Raw genomic sequence first — 2,532 nt, forward strand, 5'->3', positions numbered from 1 at the left:
CTCATGGATTAACTTCTGCCTTTAATTGCTGTAACCCCTTCACCCATTCTATTTTGCCTGATTTCAGCAACTAATTACCCCTGTGAACGGTTACCAGTTGACGCTTAGGAAAATGTCGGCGAAACCAAGCCAAGCAAAGAAATAACTGAGTTTGCTCGTCGGTATACTTGCGAGTTTTTAATCTCTTGCCTTGTGGATAGCAAGCGCCAACAAGTTCCTGCCAGTGATGCCAAGTTCGGTAAGGAATCTTTTTACGGAGAATTATTTCGCACTGTTTGATTAGGTTCGGATACTGGGCTATCCACTCTTCGATGATTACTGCCATTGATAATTAGCCAAACTACAAGACTGAAAAATGTAATGACTGCGATCGCACCACAAAATTCTAAAATTCCCGATTCATTGTGTTCAATTTTGATGATTGTCTCAACCGTCCCATCTGGATGGATGACTGACTTTTCCTCCTTTTTGTACACACTTACCTGCAATGTGAGTGAATTTGTATTACCTACCCTGAACCAAATATTGCACCACACTCCTAAAAGTGCGACTAAATAAAGGGTTTATTTTCTCGGTTTTTCGGTAACGTTGTTTTAATCCATTCAAACCAAGGGGTTTAGAGAAACTGCTCTTTTCGCGCATCCTTCTCTATGGTTTTTTAGATATTTAGAAAGCCTGATAAACGCCAAATCATTGAGATTCGTAAATTTTGCAAAAATCTCTGAAATCCCATAAACATAAGCACCAATCAGCAAAATAGTCAAATAAATCTTCAATCCAAAAATCAGTCTCTTTCAAGGACTAACTGTACCGTGACTCTATGTGTTCCTTGTTGCTGTGTTTGCAGCAATTGAAATTGTTCTTCAATGTTTAGTCCATAGCGAACAAACAAGGTGTTTAGTTGTTCTTTAGAAGTTCTTAGAAATTGTTCCCTGCTATGAATTCCAGGTTTTAAGCCTAAGAATTTTCTCATTTCCAGGAGCTTTCGGATCTGTGACCACATCAAGCGATCGCACCCAAATAAACCCAATGCTTTTAAATCCTCGTTCATCGTGTCTCGGCTCTGAATCTCTAAGAGACTACGCACCTCTGAAACTGTTAGCATTTTCCTCCGTTCAACCGTTCGACATCTTCATACTAAAAAACCCGCCTGCTGCGGGTCTACGGTTGGTTGCACGAGTTAAATACCGTCAATTTGTCGGGGCAAAAATAAAAGGTGGCGGTGTGACACCATTTAACAAAAACCATTGATTTAAAAACCAGCAGTAACCAAGCACCATTTCTGGTACTTCCGCACCTTCAATACAGTATCTTTCTGCTGTCCTCTGGTCGCGGCACAAAAATACCGCAAGTCTTGTGTAGCTTAATTTCCAGTTTTCTTTTAGTTCGCGGGGTGTCATATAATGCGATCGCTCCTGCCATAGGTTAGGTCTGTGGTTGGGGAAGTCCCAGCAGATGTCTTGCTCACATCTTCTGGGGCGCTCATAATTCAGTTATTTCTAGCTCTAGCTATAGCTGCAAACAAATATAAATATATCATCCTTGGCGCAATTTGAGCAGATAATATAGTTAGTTGTTATTCCTCGTGGTTATGAGTAAAAAAAGTCCGTATTCTGGAGATGCAGAAAAGCTCAAAGGATGGCTAGAAGAACATTCTAGCGATGGGCGTATTAATGGAGAGCCAATTATCGCCGATGGTTACACCGAATTAAGAGGCTACGTTCATGAGCGCGATTATAACGACGCGCTCAAATTAGCGGCCCCTTGGGCTGGAAAAAAAGCTTTTATCGCGGCACATGGCATTGTATTGCTTGCAGGGAGGCAACCAATACTTACGCCTTATGAGATAAATAACCTTCCCAATTACTCAGAAAATGACGACGAGGCTCGCTTCTTCCGGGGCAGGGTTTCACAAGGTACTTTAGATATCTTGTCTGATGAATTAGCGTCATACGGTGAACCAACTCCCAGCCAAAAGGTAACTATTGTTCTGCGGCATTTCATCGCCGACAGCACAATTCAGAGAGTTTATCAGGCTTGGATCAGAAAATGGCTGCGGGAAACTGGACTCAAGGTTGATGAGGTCGAGAAAATAATTTACGACTATTACAGGGTAGATGGTGCTAAGAAGCGGCTTGAGGCAATCGAATCTAACGATCCTGAATCCAACGCTCAAAAAATGCCTTAATCAATATTTATGAATACTTCAATGCGATCGCACTTTGGTCGATACCGCGATCGCAGTTCACCTCTAACACCTAAGTAGTACTACCGTAGGTGTATACTAGCGCAAAGCAGTCAAATACAGTGTTGAGGTGAATTTATGAATACCAAAAAGTGCCAACGGACAAAGCTAGAGTGTCTACGTATATTGAGAATTCCTTGAAAGAGGACGCATTAAAAATAGCTGCTATACAGGGCAGAACACTAAGTAACTATATTCAGTAGACCGAAAACTTTTGCGATGCCTGCGGTGGGCGTAGCCATCGCGCACAGAAAGATACCTATAAAATTGATCATTGCCAAAAAAAC

The 2,532-nt window shown here is 41.7% G+C and carries 4 protein-coding genes; 1 reads left to right on the top strand and 3 read right to left on the bottom strand.

Translation table 11 applies throughout. The features are described from left to right. Window positions 1-251 precede the first annotated feature (251 nt). The 3 genes from V7K67_RS33205 to V7K67_RS33215 all read right to left on the bottom strand — a co-directional run bounded on the left by V7K67_RS33205 (window position 252) and on the right by V7K67_RS33215 (window position 1,400). Entirely contained in the window at window positions 252-476 is a 225-nt protein-coding gene (locus V7K67_RS33205; protein WP_335170207.1) for a hypothetical protein, read from the bottom strand. Between the two features lie 308 nt (window positions 477-784). Then, entirely contained in the window at window positions 785-1,105 is a 321-nt protein-coding gene (locus V7K67_RS33210) for a hypothetical protein (RefSeq protein WP_335170209.1), read from the bottom strand. Between the two features lie 85 nt (window positions 1,106-1,190). Continuing rightward, a complete protein-coding gene (locus V7K67_RS33215; protein ID WP_335170210.1) occupies window positions 1,191-1,400 on the bottom strand; it encodes a hypothetical protein in 210 nt (69 codons plus the stop codon). Window positions 1,401-1,591: 191 nt separating this feature from the next. Here V7K67_RS33215 and V7K67_RS33220 point away from each other — a divergent pair, with 191 nt between their 5' ends. Continuing rightward, entirely contained in the window at window positions 1,592-2,188 is a 597-nt protein-coding gene (locus V7K67_RS33220; RefSeq protein WP_335170212.1) for a hypothetical protein, read from the top strand. Window positions 2,189-2,532: the final 344 nt, after the last annotated feature.

This window comes from Nostoc sp., assembly GCF_036917155.1.
In the GTDB taxonomy this organism is placed as follows: Bacteria; Cyanobacteriota; Cyanobacteriia; order Cyanobacteriales; family Nostocaceae; genus Nostoc.